This window comes from Pseudomonas sp. V88_4 (genome assembly GCF_029967985.1).
Classification (GTDB): Bacteria; Pseudomonadota; Gammaproteobacteria; order Pseudomonadales; family Pseudomonadaceae; genus Aquipseudomonas; species Aquipseudomonas glycinae.
This window is the reverse complement of the sequence record NZ_JASCAF010000036.1, coordinates 15,212-38,029: the sequence shown is the minus strand read 5'-3', so window position 1 is coordinate 38,029 and position 22,818 is coordinate 15,212. Positions and strand designations below refer to the sequence as shown.

The 22,818-nt window shown below is 60.3% G+C and carries 23 protein-coding genes; 15 read left to right on the top strand and 8 right to left on the bottom strand.

Features of this window, described 5'->3' with window-relative positions; all coding sequences use genetic code 11:
• Positions 1-6 precede the first annotated feature (6 nt).
• A complete protein-coding gene (lolD, locus tag QLG12_RS13955; protein ID WP_162831788.1) occupies positions 7-690 on the top strand; it encodes a lipoprotein-releasing ABC transporter ATP-binding protein LolD in 684 nt (227 codons plus the stop codon).
• 63 nt (positions 691-753) lie between these two features.
• Entirely contained in the window at positions 754-1,998 is a 1,245-nt protein-coding gene (locus QLG12_RS13950) for a lipoprotein-releasing ABC transporter permease subunit (RefSeq protein WP_011335181.1), read from the top strand.
• Positions 1,999-2,028: 30 nt separating this feature from the next.
• On the opposite strand, the gene QLG12_RS13945 is transcribed toward QLG12_RS13950, so the two are convergent.
• Positions 2,029-3,369 carry a heavy metal sensor histidine kinase gene (locus tag QLG12_RS13945; RefSeq protein WP_197869952.1) on the bottom strand — a complete coding sequence of 447 codons (1,341 nt, stop codon included), beginning with the start codon at positions 3,367-3,369 and terminating at the stop codon, positions 2,029-2,031.
• Complete coding sequence (locus tag QLG12_RS13940; protein ID WP_064381080.1) at positions 3,369-4,049, bottom strand: heavy metal response regulator transcription factor; 681 nt, start codon at positions 4,047-4,049, stop codon at positions 3,369-3,371. Before QLG12_RS13940 ends, QLG12_RS13945 begins: the two co-directional genes overlap by 1 nt.
• Positions 4,050-4,203: 154 nt before the next feature.
• Between QLG12_RS13940 and QLG12_RS13935 the strand changes: the two genes are divergently transcribed.
• Positions 4,204-4,737, top strand: a complete 534-nt coding sequence (locus QLG12_RS13935; RefSeq protein ID WP_103386743.1) for a cupredoxin family protein — start codon at positions 4,204-4,206, stop codon at positions 4,735-4,737.
• A 61-nt stretch (positions 4,738-4,798) separates the two neighbouring features.
• A complete protein-coding gene (gene queF / locus QLG12_RS13930; RefSeq protein ID WP_197869953.1) occupies positions 4,799-5,629 on the top strand; it encodes an NADPH-dependent 7-cyano-7-deazaguanine reductase QueF in 831 nt (276 codons plus the stop codon).
• A gap of 63 nt (positions 5,630-5,692) precedes the next feature.
• Here queF and QLG12_RS13925 read toward each other — a convergent pair whose 3' ends face one another.
• Both QLG12_RS13925 and QLG12_RS13920 read right to left on the bottom strand, forming a co-directional pair.
• Positions 5,693-5,956, bottom strand: a complete 264-nt coding sequence (locus QLG12_RS13925; RefSeq protein WP_179694268.1) for a DUF4404 family protein — start codon at positions 5,954-5,956, stop codon at positions 5,693-5,695.
• A 108-nt stretch (positions 5,957-6,064) separates the two neighbouring features.
• A complete protein-coding gene (locus QLG12_RS13920) occupies positions 6,065-6,685 on the bottom strand; it encodes an HAD family phosphatase (protein WP_197869954.1) in 621 nt (206 codons plus the stop codon).
• 186 nt (positions 6,686-6,871) lie between these two features.
• Here QLG12_RS13920 and QLG12_RS13915 point away from each other — a divergent pair, with 186 nt between their 5' ends.
• The 3 genes from QLG12_RS13915 to rssC all read left to right on the top strand — a co-directional run bounded on the left by QLG12_RS13915 (position 6,872) and on the right by rssC (position 9,547).
• Positions 6,872-7,561 (top strand): VacJ family lipoprotein, encoded by a 690-nt coding sequence (locus tag QLG12_RS13915; RefSeq protein ID WP_282474724.1) that lies wholly within the window; start codon positions 6,872-6,874, stop codon positions 7,559-7,561.
• Positions 7,562-7,883: 322 nt separating this feature from the next.
• On the top strand, positions 7,884-9,065 hold the full coding sequence (gene rssB, locus QLG12_RS13910) for a two-component system response regulator RssB (protein ID WP_041475374.1): 1,182 nt from the start codon (positions 7,884-7,886) through the stop codon (positions 9,063-9,065).
• Positions 9,065-9,547, top strand: a complete 483-nt coding sequence (gene rssC / locus QLG12_RS13905; protein ID WP_024013621.1) for an anti-sigma factor antagonist RssC — start codon at positions 9,065-9,067, stop codon at positions 9,545-9,547. Before rssB ends, rssC begins: the two co-directional genes overlap by 1 nt.
• 73 nt (positions 9,548-9,620) lie before the next feature.
• On the opposite strand, the gene tal is transcribed toward rssC, so the two are convergent.
• Together tal and QLG12_RS13895 are read right to left on the bottom strand one after the other, a co-directional pair.
• The gene (gene tal, locus QLG12_RS13900) at positions 9,621-10,547 is read right to left on the bottom strand and encodes a transaldolase (RefSeq protein ID WP_011335172.1); all 927 of its coding nucleotides are present in this window, start codon (positions 10,545-10,547) and stop codon (positions 9,621-9,623) included.
• A gap of 188 nt (positions 10,548-10,735) precedes the next feature.
• Positions 10,736-11,680, bottom strand: a complete 945-nt coding sequence (locus QLG12_RS13895; protein WP_282474723.1) for a glycosyl hydrolase family 5 — start codon at positions 11,678-11,680, stop codon at positions 10,736-10,738.
• A gap of 290 nt (positions 11,681-11,970) precedes the next feature.
• Here QLG12_RS13895 and QLG12_RS13890 point away from each other — a divergent pair, with 290 nt between their 5' ends.
• Genes QLG12_RS13890 through QLG12_RS13855 form a run of 8 tightly spaced genes read left to right on the top strand, consistent with a single transcriptional unit; the run spans position 11,971 to position 21,457 of the window.
• On the top strand, positions 11,971-12,411 hold the full coding sequence (locus QLG12_RS13890; protein WP_011335170.1) for a low molecular weight protein-tyrosine-phosphatase: 441 nt from the start codon (positions 11,971-11,973) through the stop codon (positions 12,409-12,411).
• A gap of 38 nt (positions 12,412-12,449) precedes the next feature.
• Positions 12,450-14,672, top strand: coding sequence for a polysaccharide biosynthesis tyrosine autokinase (locus QLG12_RS13885; protein ID WP_282474722.1), 2,223 nt, complete (start codon positions 12,450-12,452; stop codon positions 14,670-14,672).
• 41 nt (positions 14,673-14,713) lie between these two features.
• A complete protein-coding gene (locus QLG12_RS13880) occupies positions 14,714-15,790 on the top strand; it encodes a glycosyltransferase (RefSeq protein ID WP_282474721.1) in 1,077 nt (358 codons plus the stop codon).
• A 14-nt stretch (positions 15,791-15,804) separates the two neighbouring features.
• A complete protein-coding gene (locus QLG12_RS13875; RefSeq protein WP_197869959.1) occupies positions 15,805-16,917 on the top strand; it encodes a polysaccharide pyruvyl transferase family protein in 1,113 nt (370 codons plus the stop codon).
• Positions 16,914-18,146, top strand: a complete 1,233-nt coding sequence (locus tag QLG12_RS13870) for a polysaccharide biosynthesis C-terminal domain-containing protein (RefSeq protein ID WP_282474720.1) — start codon at positions 16,914-16,916, stop codon at positions 18,144-18,146. Before QLG12_RS13875 ends, QLG12_RS13870 begins: the two co-directional genes overlap by 4 nt.
• Positions 18,137-19,240 (top strand): hypothetical protein, encoded by a 1,104-nt coding sequence (locus tag QLG12_RS13865; protein WP_039772770.1) that lies wholly within the window; start codon positions 18,137-18,139, stop codon positions 19,238-19,240. The genes QLG12_RS13870 and QLG12_RS13865 overlap by 10 nt, the downstream gene beginning before the upstream one ends.
• Positions 19,241-19,252: 12 nt before the next feature.
• The gene (locus QLG12_RS13860) at positions 19,253-20,296 is read left to right on the top strand and encodes an acyltransferase (RefSeq protein ID WP_197869961.1); all 1,044 of its coding nucleotides are present in this window, start codon (positions 19,253-19,255) and stop codon (positions 20,294-20,296) included.
• A gap of 12 nt (positions 20,297-20,308) precedes the next feature.
• Entirely contained in the window at positions 20,309-21,457 is a 1,149-nt protein-coding gene (locus QLG12_RS13855) for an SGNH/GDSL hydrolase family protein (RefSeq protein ID WP_236195208.1), read from the top strand.
• 3 nt (positions 21,458-21,460) lie between these two features.
• Here the strand turns inward: QLG12_RS13855 and QLG12_RS13850 are convergent, their stop codons facing one another.
• On the bottom strand, positions 21,461-21,868 hold the full coding sequence (locus tag QLG12_RS13850) for a mannose-1-phosphate guanylyltransferase (protein ID WP_197869963.1): 408 nt from the start codon (positions 21,866-21,868) through the stop codon (positions 21,461-21,463).
• A 47-nt stretch (positions 21,869-21,915) separates the two neighbouring features.
• Entirely contained in the window at positions 21,916-22,749 is an 834-nt protein-coding gene (gene galU, locus QLG12_RS13845; RefSeq protein WP_011335161.1) for a UTP--glucose-1-phosphate uridylyltransferase GalU, read from the bottom strand.
• Positions 22,750-22,818: the final 69 nt, after the last annotated feature.

Here is a 22,818-nt window from a genome sequence, read left to right as displayed (position 1 = left end):
TCGGGCATGAGTGAAAAAGCAATCTTGAGCTGCCGCAACCTGGGCAAATCCTACGAGGAAGGCCCGGAGTCGGTGGAAGTGCTGGCCAACCTGCAACTGGAGCTGCATCCGGGTGAGCGGGTGGCGATCGTCGGCAAGTCCGGTTCGGGCAAAAGTACCTTGCTCAACCTGCTGGGCGGTCTCGACACGCCGACCAAGGGCGGCGTCTGGCTCGATGGTGAAGAGCTGTCGGCGCTGAGCGAGAAGAAGCGTGGCCTGCTGCGTAACCGTGCCCTCGGGTTCGTGTACCAGTTCCATCACCTGCTGCCGGAATTCACCGCGCTGGAAAACGTCTGCATGCCGCTGCTGATCGGCAAGACCGCGATCCCGGAAGCCCGTCAGCGTGCCACGGCGTTGCTGGAGCGGGTCGGTCTGGGCCATCGCCTGGAACACAAACCGGCGGAACTGTCCGGTGGCGAGCGCCAGCGCGTGGCCATTGCCCGGGCACTGGTGAACAATCCGGGGCTGGTGATGCTCGACGAGCCGACCGGCAACCTCGACTCTCATACCGCCGAAGGCATTCAGGATCTGATGCTGGAACTCAGCACTTCGATGCGCACGGCGTTTCTGGTAGTGACTCACGACATGAACCTGGCTCGCCAGATGGACCGCGTCCTGCAGTTGCAGGAAGGTTGCCTGACCCCCATCTGACGGCTTGAAACCCGGTGCCTGAAAAGGCATCGGGTCTTTTATTTTTATACGGTGCCCCAGCGAATGTTCAGACCGTTATCGATCTTTATCGGCACGCGCTATACCCGCGCCAAGCGCCGCAATCGCTTTGTTTCGTTCATTTCGATGACCTCGATGATCGGCCTCGCCCTCGGCGTGCTGGCGATGATCGTGGTGCTGTCGGTGATGAACGGCTTCCAGCGCGAAATGAGCTCGCGCATCCTTGGCATGGTGCCTCACGCGACCATCGTCGGCGTCAAGCCGATCGACGACTGGCAGCCAGTGGCCGCCGCCGCGATGAAGAACCCGGAGGTGACGGCCGCCGTGCCGTTCACCGAGATGGAAGGCATGCTGTCCTACAAGGGCATGATGCAGCCGATCCAGATCAGCGGCGTCGATCCGGCTCAGGAAGGCAAGGTGTCGATCGTTGCCCAACATATTGTTCAGGGCCGTCTCGATGCCTTGAAACCGGGTGAATTCGGCGTAGTGCTGGGTGAAATCACCGCCCGGCGTTTCCGCCTCAATGTCGGCGACAAGATCACCCTGATCGTGCCGGAAGTCAGCACCGCACCGGGCGGCATCACCCCGCGCATGCAGCGTCTGAACGTGGTCGGCGTGTTCAAGGTCGGAGCCGAACTCGACGGTTCCATGGGCCTGATCCACGTCTCCGACGCCGCGACCATGCAACACTGGGAGCCGAATCAGGTGCAGAGCGTGCGTCTGGCGGTGAAGGATCTGTACGCCGCGCCGAAGGTTTCGTCGGATATCGCCAGCGGCCTCGGCGCCGACTTCAAGGCTGACGACTGGACCCACACCCAGGGCAGCCTGTTCAGCGCGATGAAAATGGAAAAAACCATGATCGGCCTGTTGCTGCTGATGATTGTCGCGGTGGCGGCGTTCAACATCATCGCGACCCTGATCATGGTGGTGAACGACAAGGGCGCGGACATTGCGATCCTGCGCACTATCGGCGCCACACCACGGCAGATCATGGCGATCTTCATGGTGCAGGGCACGGTGATCGGCATCGTCGGCACCATTATCGGCGGTGTGTTGGGCGTGATTGCTGCGCTGAATGTCAGTGAGATGGTGGGCTGGGTCGAGCGAGTGACCGGGCAGCACATCTTCAGTTCGGACGTGTACTTCGTCAGCAACCTGCCATCGGAATTGCAGGGCGGTGACGTGCTGCTGATCTGCTCGGCGGGCTTCATCCTCAGCTTCCTGGCCACCGTTTACCCGGCGTGGCGGGCGGCGAAGATCGAACCGGCGCACGCGTTGCGCTATTCGTAAGTTCCCCGATTGAGGCCGGCATTGCCGGCCTCAATCGTTTTTCGGCAACTCAATCACAAACCGCGTCCAGCCCTGAGCCGATTCGCAGTGAATCTGCCCGCCATGGGCCCGGATGATCGACTGAGTAATCGCCAGCCCCAATCCCGCATGCTCGCTGCTGCCTTCCTGGCGCGCCGGATCCGCCCGGTAGAAGCGGTCGAACAAGCGCGGCAACAACTCCGCAGAAATCCCTTCACCACTGTTCTCCACTGCCACCCTCAAGGATTTCGCCTGCTCGGCCACCTGCACGCGCACTTCGCCGTTAGCAGGGGTAAAGCGCAAGGCGTTATCCAGCAGATTCGACAGCGCCCGACGCAGCATCGCGCGATCCCCCTCGAATCGCCCCGCACCGTCACGGCTCAGGCTGACCTTGGCGTCTTCGGCCAGTGGCGCAAAAAACTCCAGCAATGCATCGGCTTCCTCCGCCAGCTCCAGCGGTTCACGCTTGGGCACCAGCAAGCCGTGGTCAGCCTTGGCCAGATAAAGCATGTCGTTCACCAACTGCGCCATCCATTGCAGCTCTTCGAGGTTACTGTGCAGGGCTTCGCGATAGTCTTCGAGGGGGCGAGGACGGGTCAGGGTGACCTGAGTTTGAGTCAGCAGGTTTGACAGTGGCGTGCGCAGTTCATGGGCGATGTCGGCGGAAAACGCTGACAGCCGCTGAAAGGAGTCATCGAGGCGTCCGAGCATGGCGTTGAAGCTGTGGGCCAATTCCGCGAGTTCTGCGGGCATTCGGGCTTCCGGCAGTCGGGCGTTCAGCGATTGCGCCGAAATCCCACGGGCGACCGCACTCATTCGTCGTAGCGGGCGAAGACCGCTGCGGGCGGCCCAGGCACCGAGCAGCGCGGTAGCCAGCGCCGAGAGGCCGACGGTCAGCCAGATCAGATGCTGCATGCGTTGCAGGAAGTGCTGGTGGTGGGTGATGTCCAGCAGCAAGGTCAATTGCGGGGAATCGGGTTTTCCCGGTTCAAGCGCGGCGTTGAGCAGGCGATAGTCGGTGCCGTTGTCGCTGATGGTGGCCAGGCCGGGCTGTTGCGGCAGGTTCGCCGGGGCATGTAACGAGCGGCCGAACCAGCGCTGCCCCTCAGAGCTGCTGATACGCAACGAAACATCGCCCTGTTGGCTCAATTCATCGGTGATGTGCGCGGCGTCGCTACCGCTGCGCAGCGTCTGACGCACGCTGAGCAGTTTTCCTTCGAGCAATTGCTGGTCGAGTTCGATGAAGTGGCCTTCGCTGGCCCGATTGAACACCACCCCGGCGACCAGCGAAACCACTGCGGTGCAGCCGGCGAACAGCAGCGCCAGCCGACCGCTCAACGACAATCGGCGCATCAGTCGGCACGCTCTTCAAGGACGTAGCCCATGCCGCGCACGGTGTGAATCAGTTTGTTGGGGAAGTCGTCATCGATCTTCAGGCGCAGTCGGCGAATCGCCACTTCGATCACATTGGTGTCGCTGTCGAAGTTCATGTCCCAGACCTGCGAGGCGATCAGCGATTTAGGCAGTACTTCGCCCTGGCGGCGCAGGAGCATTTCCAGCAGGGCGAACTCCTTGGCGGTGAGGTCGATACGTTGACCGTTGCGTTCGACCCGGCGGCGGATCAGATCCAGGCTCAGATCGGCCAGGCGCAGGCTGGTTTCCTGGGGCGTGGAACTGCCGCGGCGTAACAGGCTGCGCACCCGCGCCAGCAATTCGGAGAAGGCGAACGGTTTGACCAGATAGTCGTCGGCGCCCAGTTCGAGGCCATGCACCCGGTCTTCCACGGTGTCCTTGGCGGTCAAAAACAGGATCGGTGTTTCCAGACCGGCGCTGCGCACCGCTTGCAGGATCTGCCAGCCATTGCGTCCGGGCAGCATCACATCGAGGATCAGCAGCGCATAGTCGCCGCTCAACGCCAATTGCTGGCCGGTGGTGCCGTCGGCCACCAGTTCGGTGTTGAAACCGGCTTCGGTCAGGCCCTGGCGCAGGTACTGGCCGGTTTTGGGTTGGTCTTCGACGATCAGCAGTTTCATGGGCAACTCGGGTAGCGGGAACGAGGACGTTATACCGTGGGCTCACGCGGTGAGCGCCAAACTGACAAAGTTGTAATCTCTCTGTCAGGTCGCTGCCAGCGCAGGCGAGCTAGAGTTTCCCACAGGCTGAACCTTGATTTATTGGAGTACGACTATGTTTTTGCGCAACCGTCTGGCCCTTGCCGCGTGTCTGCTGGCGCTGAGTTCGCCGCTGTGGGCGTCGCCGGCGCACACCTATGACTTCGGCCAGCCGGCCCCGGCGGCCAAGGCCACCCGCAGCATTGAAGTGGTGATGGGCGACATGAGCTTCGATCCGAAGGCGATCGAGATCAAGGCCGGTGAGACCGTTCGTTTTGTGCTGGTGAATAAAGGCCAGTTGTTGCACGAATTCAACCTCGGCGACGCAACGATGCATGCAAAACATCAGCAGGAAATGTTGCAGATGCAGCAAAGCGGCATGCTGACGCCGACCGGCATGAAGGAAATGTCCCACGACATGGCGGGCATGGATCACGGCTCGATGGGGCATGGGATGAAGCATGACGACCCCAACAGTGTGCTGGTGGAGCCCGGTAAAACAGCCGAGTTGACCTGGACCTTCAGCAAAGCGGTGAACCTGGAGTTTGCCTGCAATATTCCCGGGCATTACCAGGCGGGAATGGTCGGCAAACTGACTGTCAGTCAGTAAGCACTCAAAGGCAGAAGCAAAGGCTGGTAGAATCCGCTGATTCTTCAGTCAGGTTTCAGCCATGCATCCCGCAGCCGAACATTCGCCGCTGGGCAAATCCAGCGAATACATCGCCACGTACACGCCGTCCCTGCTGTTCCCGATCCCGCGCACCGCGAAATGGGCCGAATTGGGCCTGACCGCCGATACCCTGCCGTATAAAGGCGTGGATTTCTGGAACTGCTTCGAACTGTCGTGGCTGCTGCCGTCGGGTAAACCGGTGGTGGCGATCGGTGAATTCAGCATTCCGGCGGATTCGCCGAACATCATCGAATCCAAGTCGTTCAAGCTGTACCTGAACTCGCTGAACCAGACGCCGTTCGCCGACACCGCGAGCCTGGAGGCGACGCTGGTCAAGGATTTGTCCGCTGCTGCCGGCAAGCCGGTGGGCGTGCGGGTTCGCAGCCTGAAAGACGTCGAAGCCGAAGGCGTTGTCGCGCTGCCGGGCGTGTGCATCGACGATCTGGATATCAGCGTCAGCAACTACGAACACCCGCGTCCTGAACTGCTGCGCTGCGACGATTCGCGGTTGGTGGAGGAGAGCGTGCACAGCCATCTGCTCAAATCCAACTGCCCGGTGACCAGCCAGCCGGACTGGGGCAGCGTGGTGGTGGAATACCGTGGCGCGGCGCTGGATCACGCCAGTTTGCTGGAGTACATCGTCAGCTTCCGTCAGCACTCGGACTTCCACGAGCAGTGCGTGGAGCGGATCTTCCTCGACCTGCAGCGCCTGCTGAAACCGGAAAAACTCACGGTGTTCGCGCGTTACGTGCGCCGGGGCGGGCTGGACATCAACCCGTACCGCAGCACTGAGAGCGTGCAACTGCCGAACCACCGTCTGGTTCGTCAGTAACCCGCCTCGCGGACATGAAAAAGCCCTGCCAGTGATGGCAGGGCTTTTTTGCATTCGCGGGTGTTAGATGCCCATGCTGACCAATGAATTCATGATGTTGCGCAATGTGCCGGCGATGGCGGGGTGTTCGAGCTCAAAGCGATCAACCGCCAGATTCACGCCATCGGCAATGCTGGAGTCCTGGGTCTTGGTTTCAAGTTCGAGTTCCAGTTCGATCTGTTCCATCAGGGCATGTAGATCAGCGCGCTCGGCTTCGGTCAGCGGAGGGTTTTGATCCAGTTGCTCGCGCAGGGCATTGAGCTGTTTCTGCAGTTCTTGAGCGGGCATGGTTGTTTCCTTTTATCGAGAGGCACTGGCATAGACCGCAGCCGTGCGCCAAAGGTCTATGGCTCTCCTTAAGACTAATCCACTCTTGGCCAACCTGCATGATCCCGGTCAGGGCTTTTCGCCTTTGAGGCGGCGCAGGTTGATGTCCGCCAGACAAGTGTCGAGTTCGCCCAGATGATCGATCACCGAGTGTACGCCCAGGCCGAACAGCTGCACCGTCGCCTTGCCGCGCCGTTGTTCGCGTTCTTTCTGGCTCAGGGCCTGCCATTCGCTCGGCGCCAGGCCGCACAGTGAACCGCAGGACGCCAGGCCAATGGTCCACAACCCGGCATTCAGGCCCGATTGCAGCAGGCGCGGTTCACCGCTGACCAGCACGCAACCGTCGAGGCGACCGACATTCAAGCCCATCAGCGCTTGCCAGCAGGCGTTGGGCGCCGGCCATGGATTGATTGTTGCCGAATGTTGCGAAGGTTTGATCCAGTCAGGCAGTGTGGATGACAGCACTTGAGTGAAGCTTGCAGACAACTCATCCAGCCAGGCGCAGGGAATTTGCTGGCGCTGCAGGCTGCGCAGGCTGTCGAGGGCGCCGGGTGTGACGTCGGCGAGTTCCGGGCCGACGCTGGTGTGATGACGGGCGCGGGCGCCGAAGTCCACCAGACAGCCGCTGAGTCCGAACAGCACGGCGGTCAGCGTCGGTGCCGCGAGGGGCAAGGCTTCGGCTTGAGGCATGGAAAACGTCCCTGAAATAGCGATCAGGCTAGGCAATGTCGGTGACAGTTGCATGACAGGCCGGTGACGAAGCGTCCTACAGAGGGTTTCACCGGGGGAACTGCCTAAAGCGCCGTTTCCGTCTTATACTGACGCACTAATCGCCGCGGCCCAGGTGCTGCGTCCGTACTATCCAAGGAGTTTTCTATGCGCTGGAGCCATCCTCTTGCTCAGCTTTGTGTATGTGCCAGCGTGATGCTGGTGCCGTTCGCCGCTCAGGCCGCAACGGAAGAAGACCCTTGGGAAAGCGTCAACCGCCCGATCTTCCAGTTCAACGATTTCGTTGACACCTATGCGCTGAAGCCTCTGGCGCAGGGCTACGAATTTGTTACTCCGCAATTCCTGGAAGACGGCATCCACAACATGTTCCGCAACGTCGGTGACATCACCAACCTGGCGAACAACATTCTCCAGGCCAAGCCTGCGGCTGCCGGTGTCGACACTGCGCGCCTGATCTTCAACACCACGTTCGGCCTGCTGGGCTTCTTCGACGTGGGCACCAAGATGGGCCTGCAGCGCAGTGATGAAGACTTCGGCCAGACCCTCGGATACTGGGGCGTGAGCAGCGGTCCATACGTCATGCTGCCGCTGCTGGGCCCAAGCACCTTGCGCGATGCGCCGTCGAAATACTTCGACACCTACACCGCACCGTATCGCTACATGAACGATATTCCGGCGCGCAACACGATTTATGGCCTGAACATCGTCGACACCCGTGCCAGCCTGCTGTCGAGCGAGAAGCTGATCAGCGGCGACAAGTACACCTTCATCCGCAACGCTTACCTGCAGAACCGCGAGTTCAAGGTCAAGGACGGGCAGGTCGAAGACGATTTCTGATCTCGGTTGATCGGTATGAAAGGGCGGCCTCGAGGTCGCCTTTTTTGTGGGCGCGTCCAATGATTGGGTTACGGTTGAAGCCGTTCTTATAACTGCGAGTGATTTGACAAACAAAGTCTCCAAGCGACCATCGGCGCATGCTTGAAACGCTCGAAGGATGGGAGTACCGTCTGCGCCTTAGAAGGGCACCTCTGGTGCAACCGTGTGCGGTGCGAACGCTCCGAAGCGGTGCAGCAGAGAGGCTAGAAAGCGAATCCAGTAGTCTGCGCCGGGCCGTTGCCCCGCCTGCTACGCCAACCTAATTCTGGCGCCGTTTGCCCACATGCCAAAAACCAGTGCCACGCTGCTGATAATCGATGATGACGAAGTAGTGCGCGCGAGCCTCGCGGCCTATTTGGAAGACAGTGGTTTCAGCGTCTTGCAGGCCAGTAACGGCCAGCAGGGTCTTCAGGTATTCGAGCAAGACACGCCCGACTTGGTCATCTGCGATCTGCGCATGCCGCAGATGGGCGGTCTCGAACTCATCCGTCAGGTCACTGAGCGGTCGCCGCAGACTCCGGTGATCGTGGTCTCGGGCGCCGGCGTGATGAACGACGCGGTCGAGGCCCTGCGCCTGGGCGCGGCGGATTACCTGATCAAGCCTCTCGAAGATCTGGCCGTGCTCGAGCATTCCGTGCGCCGGGCCCTGGATCGTGCGCGTCTGCTGCTGGAAAACCAGCGCTACCGCGAGAAACTGGAAAAGGCCAACCGCGAACTCGAAGCCAGCCTGAACCTGCTCCAGGAAGACCAGAACGCCGGTCGCCAGGTGCAGATGAACATGCTGCCGGAAAGTCCGTGGGCCATCGACGAGTTCAGGTTCGCGCACCAGATCATCCCGTCGCTGTACCTGTCGGGTGATTTTGTCGACTACTTCCGTGTCGACGAGCGCCGGGTGGCGTTCTACCTGGCGGACGTTTCCGGTCACGGTGCTTCTTCGGCGTTCGTCACCGTACTGTTGAAGTTCATGACCACGCGCTTGCTGTTCGAATCCAAGCGCAACGGCACCCTGCCGGAATTCAAGCCTTCGGAAGTCCTCGGTCATATCAACCGGGGGCTGATCAGTTGTAAGCTGGGTAAACACGTCACAATGGTCGGTGGAGTCATCGACGAGGAGACCGGTTTGTTGACCTATAGCATCGGCGGCCATCTGCCGTTGCCTGTGTTGTACACGCCTGACAGTGTTCGCTACCTCGAGGGGCGCGGTCTGCCGGTGGGGCTTTTCAACGAAGCCACCTACGAAGACCACGTGCTCGAGCTGCCACCGACGTTCAGCCTGACGCTGATGTCTGATGGCATTCTGGATCTTTTGCCAGAGCCCACACTCAAAGAGAAAGAAGCCGCTTTGCCGCAAAAGGTGAAGTCGGCGGGCGGCAGCCTGGATGGTCTGCGGCAGGTTTTTGGATTGGCCACGCTAGGGGAGATGCCGGATGATATCGCCCTGTTGGTGTTGAGCAGGAATCTTTGATGAGTACCGGTAGAATCCAGTTCGCCGAGCAGGACGGCACCTTCGTCCTGAAGTTCGTCGGTGAAGTTCGCCTGACCCTGTGTTCGGCGTTGGATGCGACTATTGAAAAAATCTTCACCGCGCTGAATTTCAACGCGATCGTGATCGATTTGACCGAAACCCGCAGCATCGACAGCACCACCCTGGGCCTGTTGGCCAAGCTGTCGATCCTGTCGCGGCAGAAGGTCGGCCTGCTGCCGACCGTGGTCACCACCCACGAGGACATCACCCGTCTGTTGCAGTCGATGGGTTTCGAGCAGGTGTTCAATATCGTCAATCATCCCGTGCCGTGCCCGGAATGCCTTGATGATCTGCCGGATCAGGATCAGTCGGAAGAGGTGGTGCGGGTCAAGGTGCTTGAAGCGCACAAGATCCTCATGGGCCTGAACGACTCCAACCGCGAAGCCTTCCATGACCTGGTGAATGCCCTCGAGCGGCATTGATCGATCAATCTGCCGGGCACAAAAAAGGGCGAACCTGTGAGGGTTCGCCCTTTTTGCGTTTGCGCTCGGCTGATTACAGCTTGGCTTGCAGCAGCGCCTCGAGTTTTTCCTGGTCGCGGGCAAACTGACGGATGCCTTCGGCCAGTTTCTCGGTAGCCATCGCGTCTTCGTTGGACAACCAGCGGAATTGCGCTTCGTTGAGGCTCAGACGTGCTTCGCCAGCATGGCCCGGAGCAAGTTTGCGTTCCAGCTTGCCGGTGTCGGCCGCCAGTTTCTCGATCAGGTCCGGGCTGATGGTCAGGCGGTCGCAGCCGGCCAGTTGCTCGATCTGACTGAGGTTGCGGAAGCTCGCGCCCATGACCACGGTCTTGTAGTCATTGGCCTTGTAGTAGTTGTAGATGCGCGTCACGGACTGTACGCCCGGATCGTCGGCACCGGTGTAGTCGTTGCCGTTGGCCTTCTTGTACCAGTCGTAGATGCGACCCACGAACGGCGAGATCAGGAACACGCCGGCATCGGCGCAGGCAGCGGCCTGAGCGAAGGAGAACAGCAGGGTCAGGTTGGTCTGGATGCCTTCCTTTTCCAGGATCTCGGCGGCGCGGATGCCTTCCCAGGTCGAGGCGATCTTGATCAGTACACGGTCACGGCCTACGCCAGCCTTGTCATACAGCTCGATCAGGCGATGGGCGCGCTTGAGCACCGCGTCCTGGTCGAACGACAGGCGCGCATCTACTTCAGTGGAAATGCGGCCCGGGATCACTTTAAGGATTTCCTGACCGACCGCGACGCCGAAACGGTCGCTGGCCAGGCCGACATCGCCCTTGCAGTCGCGCACGCTGGCGTTCAGCAGTTCGGCGTAGGCCGGAATCGCCGCTGCCTTGAGCAGCAGGGAAGGGTTGGTGGTGGCGTCGACCGGTTTGACCCGGGCGATCGCTTCGAAGTCGCCGGTGTCGGCCACGACGGTGGTGAACTGTTTGAGTTGTTCCAGCTTGGAAGTCATGAGCGTGCTCTGTCCTATGGGTCTGGTGACATTACCCGAGCGCCGACAGCCACTCAAGGGCATGTCGGCGTATCGAGCGCCCCGGTGGCAACAACCTGAAAACGGCTGTTTGAAAGGCGGGACGCGTTATCGATCAATACGATGCCAAAAAGGACCACAGGTTCAAAGCAACCGACCCGCTGTACCGCTCAATCGGCGTTCAAATGAGTCGAGACCGCCGCCTGTGCCGGTTTCGGCTGGCCGTCGGAGGTCAGCAGGCCGAAATTCTTCTCCCGGTCGTTGCTGCCTGATTCGCTGTTCTTCCATTCATAAATCGACGTCAGCGGAATGTTGAGTTTTTTAACATCGGCGATGAACGCGGAGATTTTACTGGCTTGCCCTTCCGGCCCACCGTTTGAAGCGAGCGCCGAGATGCCCCATTCACTGATGACCCCCGGCAGACGGAAGTTTTGCTGGATGAAGGTCTGCGCGTTGCTGATCTGCGTCGCGGTCATGCCGTAGGGGTGATAGGAAATGGCGTCCAGGCACTCGGGATAGGTGCCGAGAATGCTGTTGAGTGCCACTGTCGAGGCGGAACCGGCCGTCGGCGGGCGGGCAAAACCGAAGCCCACCAGAGGCGTCGATTGCGGCTTGCCCTGCAGCGTCTTGCACATGGCCGTCATGAACGGCACGAAGGTGTTTTTGAAGTCCCCGGTGGGCCAGTAAGTGTCGAGATCCGGCTCATTCCAGATTTCGATCCCCACCAGTTGTGCGCTCCAGGTTTGCTCAAGCCCGGTAACCGCGTTGGCGAAGGCCTCGCCGGCGGTCGCCAGGTCGCCGCTCAACGGCTTGGTGGCGCGCACGGTCATCAAGACCGGCAACCCGGCGGAGCGAGCTGCCGCAAACGCATCGCTGATCTGTTTCTGATAAGCCTTGGCGCCGAGGCTGTCGCTCCAGACGCCGAAGCGCACAAAGCTGAATCCGGCCGCTTTGATCTGCTCGGCGTCGCTCGGGGTGAAGTTCTGGATCTTGACCTGCACGCCGATGGTTCGGGTGGGCAATGACGGGAACAGCGTACTGGCGTGAACCTGTGCGGTAGCACTGAGCATCAACAGGGTGGCGGCACCCAGATGTTTGAGATGTGCTGATTTCATGTCGGCTCTCCTGATGAGAATGACATCTAGCGAAGGGTTATCTCGTTACACAGGTTTCGAGGGCAATCAGGATGCTAAGTGCACGAATGTTATTTTTTGTCGGAAAACTTTCGCCTGAAAATCACAGTTATTTTTAGTCCGGTAATTCTGGTTGGGAGACTTTTAGAGGCCGTGGTACTTAATGCATCGGTATTAAGGGTGAATCTATTTCCGAGTGAAGGAAGGTCTTGCGGGTTCACTCGAATTTGCAAGGCATGTTGGCCGATTGACATTACACGGGAAAGTAAACCTTGTTCAAAAAGATTCTTGTCGTTTGCGTAGGCAATATCTGCCGAAGTCCGACAGCGGAACTTCTGTTGCGCAATGCGCTGACCCCCTCGGCGATCAGCGTGACCTCCGCGGGCCTTTCTGCGCGGGTCGGCGAAGGCATGGAGTCGACCGCGCGCCAGGTGCTGGAAGAACGCGGTCACAGTGCCGAAGGGTTCAAGGCGCGGCAACTGACAGCGGACATCGTCAATGAATCAGACCTGATTCTGGTGATGGAAAAACAACATGTTAATCAAGTACTGAAGATTGCCTCTCACGCCAGGGGCAAAGTGTTTCTGCTGGGCAAGTGGCAGAGCGAACGAGAAATACAGGACCCGTATCGTCAGGGGCAAGCCGCTTTTATTCATGCCCATGCATTGATTGAAGATGCTGTTAGCTCATGGGCGCAACGCCTGGCGCGTTGATGAATATTCTTCAGTTCAGTGAATGGTAAGAAAGACTTATGCAGTTACCGTCAGTAATCGGCACCCGTGAAAATGATCAAGACAGTATTGATCTTCTCGGCATCTTCGGCAGCCTGATCGATCAGAAGTGGTTGATCGGTGCGTTCACCGGCGCATTCATGATGACCGGTGTGGCCTATGCGATTTTGGCCACGCCGGTGTATCTGGCCAACGCCCTGGTGCAGGTCGAGCCGAAAAAGAACGACATGCTCGGTTTTTCCGACCTCAACAGCATGCTCGGCGGGCAATCGCCGTCGGTGACCGAAATCGGCATCATCAAATCCCGCGCGGTAATCGGCAAGACAGTCGACGACCTGCGCCTGGACATCGACGTCACCCCCAACACCTTCCCGCTGATCGGCGGCTTTCTTTCCCGGCGCTATCGCGGCGAGACCGAATTCAGCGTCGCGCCGCCGCGTTTCGGCCTGAGCAGCTACGCCTGGGGCGGTGAGCGCCTGGAGTTTGCCAAGCTCAATCTGCCCAAGGAATTGCTGGGCAAGAAACTCACCCTGATCGCCGGCGAACAACATCGCTTCCAGCTGCTGGACGACAACGACAACCTGCTGGTCGACGGCGTGGCTGGCGAAGCCTTCGCCCAGGACGGTGTAGAAGGGCAGGTCGCGCAACTGTTGGCCAATCCCGGAACCCATTTCGAAGTGGTGCGCAACCCACGAATCGTGACCATTCAGGGTTATCAGGACGCGCTGGACATCTCCGAGCAAGGCAAGGAATCGGGGATCATCCGCCTGGCCCTGGCCAGCAGCGACGCCGCCGAAGCGGTGAAGATCCTCAACAAGATCGCCGCGCTGTACGTCGATCAGAACGTACGCCGCACCTCCGCCGAAGCCGCGCAGAGCCTGGCCTTCCTGCAAAGCCAGTTGCCGCAGGTCAAGCGTGATCTGGCCAAGGCCAGCGACGCGCTCAACGCCTATCAGACCCACGGCAAGACCGTGAACATCTCGCTGGAAACCCAATCGGTGCTCGGTCAGTCCGTGGCGCTCGAAACGCGGATTTCCGAGCTGAAACTGCAGCAGGCGGAGATGGACCGCAAGTTCACCAAACAGCATCCGGCCTACCGCGCGCTGATGACCCAGATCGGTGAATTGACCCAGCAGCAGCGTTCGCTGGAAGGCAAGGTTCAGGACCTGCCGGCGACACAGCAAGAGCTGCTTAACCTGACCCGCGATGTCGAAGTCGCTTCGCAGATCTACACCCAGTTGCTGAACAAATCCCAGGAGCTGGACATCATCCGCGCCGGTGCCGTGGGTAACGTGCGCCTGGTGGATACGGCGGACGTCGACCTGACCAGCCCGGTCAAACCGAAAAAAGCCCTGATTGTGTTGATCGCCACCTTCCTCGGCGCCTTCGTCGGCGTCGCGCTGGTGCTGTTGCGCAAATCCCTGAGCAAGGGCCTGGAAGGGCCGGAGGCCATCGAGCAGCTTGGCTTGCCGGTCTACGCGTCGATTCCCTACAGCGCCCTGCAACAGGAAGAGGACAGCAAAAAAGTCCGGGCCAAAGTCGCGGCGGACACGCCGGCGTATCTGCTGGCCCTGCGCAACCCGACGGACCTGTCCATCGAATCGATCCGCAGCCTGCGCACCTGCCTGCACTTCGCGGCGCTGGATTCGACCAACAACCGCATCATGATTTCCGGCCCGAGCCCGCAGGTCGGCAAGACCTTCGTCTCTTCCAACCTGGCGGCGGTCATGGCCCAGAGCGGGCAGCGCGTGGTGCTGATCGACGCCGACATGCGCAAGGGGCATCTGCACAAGACCCTGAACACGCCGATCACCAACGGCCTGTCGGATCTGCTGGTCAAGCGCTGCACCCTCGAGCAGGCGATCAACAAGGTCGAAGTCGACAACCTGCACTTCATCAGCCGTGGCCAGGTTCCGCCCAATCCTTCCGAACTGCTGATGCACGCGAATTTCCGCGACCTGTTGGCGCAACTCAGCGAGCGCTATGACGTGGTAATCATCGACACGCCACCGCTGCTGGCGGTGACCGATGCGGCGATTGTCGGTCGCGAGGCCGGCATCAGTCTGATCGTCGCGCGGTTCGGGGTGAACCCGGCCAAGGAAATCGAGATGACGATCCGGCGTTTCGCCCAGAACGGTATCGAGTTGAAGGGCGCGGTGTTCAACGGCGTCGAGAAGCGCGCCGCCAGCTATTACGGCAACGGCAGCTATTACAACTACGAATACGCGTCCGACCAGTCCTGAAATTCAGCGACGGTCCTTACAGGCATGAAAGTGGGTGGGTTGTGAAAAAAATACTGCACGTGGCGGAAACGATCAAAGGTGGGGTGGCGACAGTCATCCGCACGATTTCGGCGGCTCCCGAAGACGGGCGCTATGAGCTGGTGTATCTGGTCCCGCTCGATCAGAAGAAAGAGCTGCACGGCATCGATCCACAGCAGATCCGCACCTTCGCCCGAAGCGGGCGGAATGTGCCGTCGCTACTGCGTTTCGCCTGGCAACTGGCGCGGGTCCTGCTCAAGGAAAAACCGGATGTGGTGCATTTGCACAGCACCTTTTCCGGGGTGATCGGTCGTTGCGTGTGCGTGCTCCTGCGGCCGTGGCGCAAGCCGAAAATCGTCTATTGCCCCCATGCGTTTTCGTTCCTGATGGAAAGCTCGCCGATCAAGCAGAAGGTCTATGCGGGGATCGAGCGGGTGCTGCAGAAGGTCACGGACAAGATCATCTGTGTCAGCCAGTTCGAGCTGGACAAGGCCGCGAAGTTTGGCATCGAGCGCCAGCGCATGACATTGATCTACAACGGCATCGATCACAAGGATGACGAACGCAAGACAGATGATCCGGCACCGATTCATCTGCTGTTCGTCGGGCGCCTCGACTACCAGAAAGGCTTCGACGTATTGCTCAAGGCCTACAGCGAAGCACAGCGCAGCGACCTGAGACTGACGGTGGTGGGCAGCGCGGTGAACGAGGACGTCGTCGAATGTCCGCCGCTGGACGGGGTGGAATACCTGCCCTGGGTGACGCCAACCGAGGTGCACGCGCTGTATCGGAAAGCCGATGCGCTGATCGTCCCGAGCCGCTGGGAAGGCTTTGCCATGGTGCCGCTGGAAGGCATGGCGCTCGGCCTGCCGGTGATCGCCAGCGACTGCACGTCGTTGCCCGAACTGGTGACCCATGGTGTGTCCGGTTACGTGTTCCCCGCCGGTGACCACCAGGCGCTGGCCGAGCGCCTGAAGAAAATCCAGAAGCCTGCGTTGTCGGCCCTCGGCATCGAAGGTCGGCGCATCGTCCGCGAGCGTTTCAGCGCCGCGTTGATGATCCGCCAGACCTACGACGTGTATTCCGCTCCCTCTTATTAAGTAGAACTCCGCTCATGAACGTAACGATTTTGCATGGCTACAGTGCCTCCAATTCCGGCGATGGTCTGTTGGTCGATCTGGCCATCGCCCTGGTGCAGCGCAACTTTGGCGAAGACACCGCGATCAGCGTGGTGGCGTCCGATCCGGACTCTTTCAAGTACCTGCCGCACCCGCGCTTCGACGCGCCGGTGATGGCGGCCAAGGGTTTGGGCCGAGTCAAACAGGCGGTGTTTCTCAATCAGTCCTACGCCGGGCTGGCGGATCTGCTGAAGAAAACCGATCTGATCGTCGGTGTCGGTGGCGGCTACATGCGCTCCAAAAGTGCCTTCGAGCACATCAAGCTGAAACTCGGCCACGCCAAGCAGCTGGAAACCGCGATCCTCAGCAAAGTGCCGTCGGTGTACCTGCCGCAAAGCATTGGGCCGTTCCACGGCGACAGCGACAGGATCGTCGGCCACTACGCCAGCGCCGACGCGGTGTTCGTGCGCGATAACCGTTCCTCGGCGCTGTTCGATGCCTGTGAAAATGTCTACCGCGCGCCGGACCTCGCGGTGCAGGCGCTGGCCGGCAAGATCCTTCAGCAACCCAAGTTCACCCGCTGCGCCTCGACGCCGGCCACGGTGTGCGTGGTACTGCGCAAGCCGCCGGCATGGAGCAAGGAAAAGAAACTCGCCTACGTGGCCAACCTGAAAGTGCTGCTGCAGCGCTTGAAGAACAAAAGCAAAGTGGTCTGCGCCGTACAGAGCGCCGTGCGCGGAAACGATGACGGCGCGTTTTATCGCGAACTGGGCATCACCGAAGACCTGTTGCCATTGAAGGCCACGCTGGCCAAATACCAACCGGACCTGGTGATTTCCGTGCGCCTGCACGGCGCGATCGAATCGCTGCTCTCGGGTGTGCCGGCGTACCACATCAGCTATGAACGCAAAGGCTTCGGCGCCTATCAGGACATGGGCGTCGAGGACTGGGTCATCAACGGCGGCGACATCAATGTCGATACCATCATCGACACGGTTTACGCGCCGGACGCGCTGTCGAATTTCGGCAAACGCCTGACCGACACCTGCCGCGAGATCGAGGCGAAAACCGTGGCCATGGACGACATCATCAAGGGCGTCATTCGATGATATTCCGGCTGTTGCTGCGAGGCGGGGCACTGGGCGCGAAGTTCTTGCTGGTGCTCGCCATCACCCATTACCTCGGTTACGAGGCGCTGGGTTTTTACGGCGTGGTGGTTGCGGCGTCGTTGATCGCGTCGAAGTTCTACAGCGTCGGTTTCAGTTCCGAGATCAATCGGCTGATCAGCGTCGGCGGCAGTTCGCGCCGGGTCGTGGACAAGGTGCTGCTGCTGTACCTGGCCGTCGGCCTGGCGCTGTCGGTGCTGACGGTGCTGATCTATTCACTGTTCCAGTCGGTGGAAGCGACCACCGCGCTGATCGCCTGCGTGACGCTGGTGCTGCTCACCGAACACCTGTCGTTCGAGATCAACTCGTTCGTGTTTTCCGCGCAGAAAGCCACGGCGGGTGCGCTGCTGTTCTTCATCAAGACCGGGCTCTGGGCGCTGCTGGCCGTGGGCGGAATGGCGCTCGGTTGGGTGTCCGCAATCGCCAGCGTGCTGTGGCTGTGGGTCATCGCCAACGTGCTGGTGATCGTCGCCGGTTACCTGATCGTGGTGAATGTTCATCGCGGGCGCGAAGAGGGAACCCTGGCGACGGCGGCCGTGTGGAAAGCCGGGTTGCCGTTTTACCTCGGCACCGGCCTGATCGCCCTGAGTCAGTACGCCGAGCGCTTTCTGATCATCGACCTCGAACCCTACGCCAGCCTCGGTAAATACGTGTACGCGTGGTCTGCGGCCAACACCTTGCAGGCGCTGTCCTACGCGGTGGTGGCGGTGGTCGGCATTCCGCTGCTTGCCAAGCGCTATCAGGCCGATCAGCAACCGTTCACGGTCCGGCAGTTGTTCGTGAACAAATGGGTCGCGCGGTCGCTGGCGGTGTCGGCGGCGGTCGCGGTGGGCATTTATCTGTTCTTCAACGTGGTGCTCGATTACGTCGCCACCAGCGTTCCGCGTCCGGACAACGGCATTCTTGGTGTGCTGATTTTCTCCTTCGCCCTGCGCGCCATTGGCGACATCGTCTGGGGCGGCTTGATCGCGTCGAAAAACAGTCGGGTGTCCCTCGCCAGCGCGGGCATTTGTCTGTTGGTTTCAGTGCCGGTCAGTTACCTGCTGATCAAGCATTTTTCGATCTACGGCGCGGCTTGGGGCAACGTGTTTGCGATCATCGTGCAGCTCGCCGTGATTGCGCTGCTGACTCGTGCCACACGGGCGAAAAAGGCTGTCGTGTCATGGGCCTGAAACTGCCGTGCATCGAGTTTCGTGGTCGCCGTCTCGATTCGTCGCTGTCGTTCCTGATCCTGTTCACCGGGCTGTTTCTGTCGGTGGCCATGCCGCTGCTGGTGCCGCGCGATCCGGGCCCGGACGCGATGACCCTGTGGTCGTCCTATGCCCGGGCCGACAACTGCAATTTCTGGAACCCGTTCTCGCCGGATCGCTCGTCCTACGAGTGTTCGGCGTTCCTGCTGCGGCCCACCGGGATCAACCTGACCAACGCCTGGGCCTACGGGATGTTCTGCAACTTTTTCCTCACGGCGATTCCCGTGGTGGTGTTCCGGCGCATGCCGCTGACCATCTTCGGAACCTTGTGTCTGTGGGGCATCGTGCGTTCGTTTTTCCTGGAAAACCTGACCAAGGAAATCATTGTGTCGGTGGCGGTACTGAGCATTCTGTTCAGCTCGCTGACGCGCAAATATCGCGGCGGATTTTTCCTCTCGGCGGTGATCTACGGCGTGCTGATCCGGCCCTACTGGATTCTGTTTTCGCTGTCCTGGGTCGGCGTCTGCGTGATGAAGAAATACGTCTCGCGCACGACCTTCTTCCTGATGCTGTTCCTGTTCTATCTGGCGGTTGCGATGGCGATTCAGCTGGCGCTGGGCTTTCCGGTGTCGTCGATTCGCGCCAGCAACAACGAACTGCGCACGGCGGGCGAGGAGGGGTCCAAATCGCTGATCGTGTCGTGGCTCAGCGGCAGCGACTTCGTCTCGCAGGCCCTCGACTCGATGATCATTTTCTTCCGTTTGTCGTTCCCCGTTGAGCTGATCCTGCTGTCCGGGCCGGGTCAGGTGATCTTCGTGGCGTTGATGATCATGACCGCGCTGCTGCTGTTCAAAGTCATCACCTCGACCGATTACAAGGGCGCGCCGATCCAGACCAAACCCAAGGAACTGATCGCGATTCCGCTGGCGTTCCTGCTGGTTCAGGGCTTGTTCGAACCGGACTTCGGCTCGTTCGCCCGGCACTTTTCGATGGTGGTGCCGGTGCTGTTCGTGGGCCTGGGTCTGATGTTGCGGGCGAACAAACCGGCGAAGGTTGAATCAAGAATTCTGAATTGAGGCGGGTGCTTTATGTCGAGCAAGAAAAAGTCCCTGGAGATCGAAACCCTGCGTGGCCTGGCGTGCCTGTTGCTGGTGCTCTATCACGTGATCGGGCCGTTGGGCGGTGGTTTGAAAATCGACATCGGCTCGCCGTTCCGGGTGATCGCCGATTCGATGGTGTACGTGCGCATGCCGCTGTTCACCTTCATCTCCGGCTACATCTATTCCCTCTACAAGATTCGCGGCAATGACTTTTCCGCGTTCTTCAGCGGTAAGGTGCGGCGGCTGATCGTGCCGCTGTTTTGCGTGGGCGTGCCGTTCTCGGTGTTGCAGGCGGTGGGGCCGGGTGTGAACAAGGACGTCAGCGTGATGGATGCGTTGTTATCGTTCTATGTGCCGATCAACCACTTCTGGTTCTTGCAGGCGGTGTTCATCATTTTCATGTTCGTCGGCCTGCTGGAATGGCGTGGGCTGCTGCGCACAGCGACGCGCCTGTATCTGCTGTTCGCGTTCGCGGCGGCGGTGTTCCTGTTGCCGCCGTTTCCGGTTGATGCGTTCGGCATCAACGGGGCGATTTATCTGCTGCCGTTCTTCGTGGCGGGCATGATCGGCCAGGAGAAAGTCAGCGAGCTGAAGCAGACGTTCAAGGTGATCGGCCCGCTGGTGTTTGTGCTGATTTCGCTGACGCTGCTGTACGTGGCGGCGGTGGACCGCGAGCTGATCGTCGACCGCCGCAGCCTGATCGGCCTGGCGGTGGGCTGCGTGTCCTGCATTGCGTTGCTGTCGAGTGACATGCGCTCGAAGGCGTTGACCTGGCTTGGCGGTTACTCCTACGCAATTTTCCTGTTTCACGTATTGTTCGCCGCTACGTCGCGTTCGATCCTCGGTCGCCTGGGTGTGAAGGACGAAAGCGTGCTGGTGTTCTGCGGTTTGACGTGTGGCTTGCTTGGTCCGGTGGCGTTGTCGATGATTTTCAGTCGCTTCAACTTCACTTCCGTGCTGTTTCTCGGCGAACGTGCGGCGACGAAAAAGAAACCGGCGGGGACCATCGCTCCGGTGGCGCAGACCCGATGAAGGAAGCGATTCATGCTGGCTGTTGATGATGTGCCGCCGGTGGCGGCATCGGTGGTGCAAATCGGCGACGCTCGCGAGCGGTTTGGCCAGTGGCGCGAAGGCAAGGCCGGCAAGGTCTTGTCGATCTCGGTGATCGGCGACAGCTACAGCGCCGGGCAGGATTTCTACCTGAACAAACTGGTGCAACGCGTGGCCGGGGAGGTCGGGTTTGCCGGGCCGGGTTATGTCGGCTTCAACCACGGTGCAGCGCTGGGCGGCACGCACTTCAAGTACACCCGCAGCAGCGAAAAATACTTCGGCGGCGGCTGGCAGGTCTCCGCTCTCGGCCAGGCCAGCCCCGACAGTCGCACGGTGACCGGCCGGCCCGGCGCCTGGCTGCAAGTCGAGGCCAGCCCGACGCCCGCCATCAACACCGCGGTCACTCAGGCGAAACTGCTCTACCTCGGCAACGGTGAGTCCAGTGAGCTGCGTTATCGCTGGTCACCTTCCGCCGATTGGCGGCCGTTGAAACTCGCAGGCGAGGGCGTTCAGGAAGTCCCGCTGTCCGGAACGTCGGCCGCCACCGATTGGGCTTTCAGACTGGAAGTGCTGAAGGGCGCGCCGACCTTGTTCGGCCTGTGGTTGAGCAACGATCAGGACGGGGTTCGGGTGTCGAAACTGGCGGCATCCGGCGCGGCGTCCGCTGATTTCTATCACGACGATGCTCACTGGCAGGCGCAGTGGAAAGCCGTGGTGTCGAAGATCCCCGCAGACATTTATCTGATCATGCTCGGTGGCAACGATCAGGGTTTTGGCGTGAAGCCCGAGCAGTATCTGCATAACGTTCAGGGTCTGGTCGGCATGCTCCGCGAGATTCAACCGGCGGCGAGCGTTAACCTGATCCTGCGGCAGGACACCACCCGCTCCAGCGCCTATCCGATGTCGGCTTATGCGCAGGTCATCGAGCCCTGGGCCCGTGAGCAGCATCTGGGTTATGCCAATCTGCAATGCGCGTTCGGCACCGACGTCAAACGCTACGCCGCAGCGATGATCGGACCGGACAAGATTCATCCGCTGCCGGCCACGGGCGGGCGGGTGATTGCCGATTACTTCTATCGCTGGTTCGTGGGCGGACAGCAAAAAGTCTCGCCACAGGACAGCTGTGGCGAGACTTCAAAGTAGCCGTCAGTTATCGAACAGGTCCAGATGGCTCAGCAGCTCTGCGGTTTTTTGCGGCATCAACTGCGTCACGCAACGGGTTTCCACGTTGACGATGATCGCCGGGTCGTTGCAGCAGATCCGCACGCGGAAACGCCAGTCGCTGAAAATCATCTTCAGGCCGTCGCGGTCATCGACCTCCAGCGCCTGTTCGCCGTAGATCCGTTTCAGGTGGGCGAGCAGAGGCCAGGGATCGCGCATCGCTCGGCGTATGTCCCCGGACGAGGGAAACACGCCGATGCGGTCGACCAGCAGCAGGGTACCCAGCCACGGGCCATTGGCGCTGGGCAATGGCTGATGGCGGGATAACCAGCTCATCACCCCGAGGTTGTCCACCTCACGTTCAATCTCTGCGGAATGTTGTGCAATGTTCATGGTTGCCTCGTTGGATGTGCGTGCTGCAATGCTTCAGTGGGGGCCGCTCAGCGGCCCTTCAGGTAAACGTTTTCGTAGCAGAAGTTGGTCGCCTGCAAGTAACCCTCGGCGTCGCCGCAGTCGAAGCGCAGGCCCTTGAACTTGTAGGCCAGCACGCAACCGTTCTGCGCCTGCTTCATCAGGGCGTCGGTGATCTGGATTTCGCCGCCCTTGCCCGGCTCGGTGTCGGCGATCAGGTCGAAGATGTCCGGCGTGAGGATGTAGCGGCCGATGATCGCCAGGTTCGACGGTGCGTCTTGCGGGGCCGGTTTTTCCACCATGTGGTTGACCCGGTAGATGCCCTCGGAAATCGCCTCGCCGGCGATCACGCCGTACTTGTGGGTCTGGTCGCGCGGGACTTCCTGGATGGCGACGATCGAGCAGCGGAATTTCTTGTACAGCTCGATCATCTGCGTGAGCACGCCGTCGCCTTCGAGGTTCAGGCACAGGTCGTCCGCGAGCACCACGGCGAACGGCTCGTCACCGATCAACGGGCGGCCGCTGAGAATCGCGTGGCCCAGGCCTTTCATTTCCACCTGACGGGTGTAGGAGAAGGTGCAGGTGTCGATCAACTCGCGGGTGCCAGCGAGGAACTTCTCTTTCTCGGTGCCGCGAATCTGGTGTTCGAGTTCGTAGCTGATGTCGAAGTGGTCTTCCAGTGCGCGCTTGCCCCGGCCGGTGACGATGGCCATATGTTGCAGGCCGGCGTCCCGTGCTTCTTCAACGGCGTATTCGATCAACGGTTTGTTGACGATCGGCAGCATTTCCTTGGGCATGGCTTTGGTGGCCGGCAAGAAACGCGTGCCATAACCGGCAGCGGGGAACAAACATTTACGGATCATAAAAGTTTCCTGGTCATTCATGGCGCACTGCCATCGTTTATTGCAATAACGAAAGGTTGCAAGTTATTG